2 rRNA genes (1 of these 2 only partly in view) are annotated in these 3,166 nt (G+C 52.1%); both read left to right on the forward strand.

Annotated features, from left to right (window positions below):
• A 23S ribosomal RNA gene (locus ML541_RS18740) occupies window positions 1–2,858 on the forward strand; it begins 98 nt to the left of the window's first position.
• 182 nt (window positions 2,859–3,040) lie between these two features.
• Window positions 3,041–3,157: ribosomal RNA gene (gene rrf / locus ML541_RS18745) — 5S ribosomal RNA — on the forward strand.
• Window positions 3,158–3,166: the final 9 nt, after the last annotated feature.

Below are 3,166 nucleotides of genomic sequence, written 5' to 3' on the forward strand. Positions count from 1 at the left end.
TTTGACCCGGAGATTTCCGAATGGGGAAACCCACTGGAGGTAATGCTCCAGTAACGTATGGTGAATACATAGCCATACGTGGCGAACGGGGGGAACTGAAACATCTAAGTACCCCCAGGAAAAGAAAACAAAAGTGATTCCGTCAGTAGCGGCGAGCGAAAGCGGAACAGCCCAAACCTGTGCCATTTCGATGGTATGGGGGTTGTGGGGCCCCGACGTGGGATTGATGATTGGTAGGAAAACGGTCTGGAAAGTCCGGCCATAGTGGGTGATAGCCCCGTATCCGAAACCATGATTCACCCTAGGGTGTCCCCGAGTACCGCCGGGCACGTGAAACCCGGTGGGAATCTGGGAGGACCATCTCCCAAGGCTAAATACTACTCTCTGACCGATAGTGAACCAGTACCGTGAGGGAAAGGTGAAAAGTACCCCGATGAGGGGGGTGAAATAGAACCTGAAACCGTATGCCTACAAGCAGTGGGAGCCCTATGGCATGTCCAGGGTGACCGCGTGCCTTTTGCATAATGAGTCAGCGAGTTACTTTTTGCAGCGAGGTTAAGCTCATAGAGTGGAGCCGAAGCGAAAGCGAGTCTTAATAGGGCGCATTAGTTGCAGGAAGTAGACCCGAAACCGGGTGATCTATCCATGTCCAGGGTGAAAGGAAGGTAACACTTCGTGGAGGCCCGAACCCACTGGCGTTGAAAAGCCAGGGGATGAGGTGTGGATAGGAGTGAAAGGCTAATCAAACTCGGAGATAGCTGGTTCTCCCCGAAATATATTTAGGTATAGCCTCGCAAAGTAAGTAACGGGGGTAGAGCACTGGATGGGCTAGGGGTCTTACCGGATTACCAAACCTAACCAAACTCCGAATACCGTTAACTGTTATTGCGGGAGTCAGACTGCGGGTGATAAGATCCGCGGTCAAAAGGGAAAGAGCCCAGACCGTCAGCTAAGGTCCCAAAATCTATGCTAAGTGGAAAACGATGTGGAAATGCCCAGACAACCAGGAGGTTGGCTTAGAAGCAGCCACCCTTTAAAGAAAGCGTAATAGCTCACTGGTCGAGTGGGTCTGCGCGGAAAATGTAACGGGGCTAAGCATAGTACCGAAGCTACGGATTGGCGTCTTAAGACGTCAGTGGTAGGGGAGCATTGTGTAAGCCTGCGAAGGTCGATCGTGAGAACGGCTGGAGGTATCACAAGAGATTATGCTGACATGAGTAGCGAAAAACAAGGTGAGAAACCTTGTCACCGAAAACCCAAGGTTTCCTAAGTAAAGGTAATCTGCTTAGGGTTAGTCGGTCCCTAAGGCGAGGCTGAAAAGCGTAGTTGATGGGAAACAGGTTAATATTCCTGTACCACCTGTGAATGCGATGGGGGGACGGAGAAGGGTAGGCGATCCGGGTGCTGGATGTCCCGGTTTAAGCGTGTAGGCGGGAGAGAGAGGCAAATCCCTTTCTCCATTAACGCCGAGGCGTGATGACGAGAGCGTATGCTCACAAAGTCGTTGATCCCATGCTTCCAAGAAAAGCCTCTAAGCTTCAGTTCACAGGTGACCGTACCGTAAACCGACTCAGGTGGGTGAGGAGAAAATCCTAAGGTGCTTGAGAGAACACTGGTTAAGGAACTCGGCAAAATGATACCGTAACTTCGGGAGAAGGTATGCCCTCATTAGGTGTAGCGATACGCACGTGAAGCCGAAGAGGGTCGCAGAGAAATGGCGGTAGCGACTGTTTACTAAAAACACAGGACTCTGCTAAGACGTAAGTCGATGTATAGGGTCTGACGCCTGCCCGGTGCTGGAAGGTTAAGGGGATTTGTCAGCCGCAAGGCGAAGCTTTGAACCGAAGCCCCAGTAAACGGCGGCCGTAACTATAACGGTCCTAAGGTAGCGAAATTCCTTGTCGGGTAAGTTCCGACCTGCACGAATGGCGTAACGATTTCCGCGCTGTCTCAACCAGTGGCTCAGCGAAATTGAATTCTCGGTGAAGATGCCGAGTACCCGCGGTAAGACGGAAAGACCCCGTGCACCTTTACTACAGCTTGACAGTGACATTCGGAATAGCTTGTGTAGGATAGGTGGGAGACTTTGAAGCTGGTACGCCAGTATCGGTGGAGTCAACCTTGAAATACCACCCTGGTTGTTTTGGGTGTCTAACCCAGGCCCGTCATCCGGGTCGGGGACACTGTCTGGTGGGTAGTTTGACTGGGGCGGTCGCCTCCCAAAGAGTAACGGAGGCGCGCGAAGGTTCCCTCAGGCTGATTGGAAACCAGCCGTAGAGTGTAAAGGCATAAGGGAGCTTGACTGCGAGACCAACAAGTCGAGCAGGTACGAAAGTAGGTCTTAGTGATCCGGCGGTTCTGTATGGAAGGGCCGTCGCTCAACGGATAAAAGGTACGCCGGGGATAACAGGCTGATCTCCCCCAAGAGTTCACATCGACGGGGAGGTTTGGCACCTCGATGTCGGCTCATCGCATCCTGGGGCTGAAGTAGGTCCCAAGGGTTTGGCTGTTCGCCAATTAAAGCGGTACGCGAGCTGGGTTTAAAACGTCGTGAGACAGTTTGGTCCCTATCTACCGTGGGCGCAGGATACTTGAGAAGAGCTGTCCTTAGTACGAGAGGACCGGGATGGACGTACCTCTAGTGTTCCAGTTGTCACGCCAGTGGCATTCGCTGGGTAGCTATGTACGGAAAGGATAACCGCTGAAAGCATCTAAGCGGGAAGCCTCCTTCAAGATTAGGTATCCCCGGGAGCAATCCCCTGAAGGCCCGTTGTAGACCACAACGTTGATAGGCTGGGTGTGTAAGCAGAGCAATCTGTTTAGCTGACCAGTACTAATCGGCCGTGAGGCTTGACCATAAAAATTAACTTGTGTGGGGGGTGTAACCCACCCCTCTCCATTAAATCAATCACTACTCAACAAATCAAATCATGCAATTGCCGAGATAAAATCGGTTCGACGTTTGGAGTTCGACGTTCGAAGTTGAAAACATCGAACATAGAACCTAGAACCTCGAACACGCGCAAAGCGCGACAGGTTTCTCGGTGGCTATGCCGAGAGGGTCACACCCGTTCCCATCCCGAACACGGAAGTTAAGCCTCTCAGGGCCAATGGTACTGCACGGGTAGCTGTGTGGGAGAGTAGGTCGCCGCCGGGATTTAATTCA

Origin of the sequence: Geotalea sp. SG265, from assembly GCF_022808985.1 — a bacterium.
Taxonomy (GTDB): domain Bacteria; phylum Desulfobacterota; class Desulfuromonadia; order Geobacterales; family Geobacteraceae; genus Geotalea.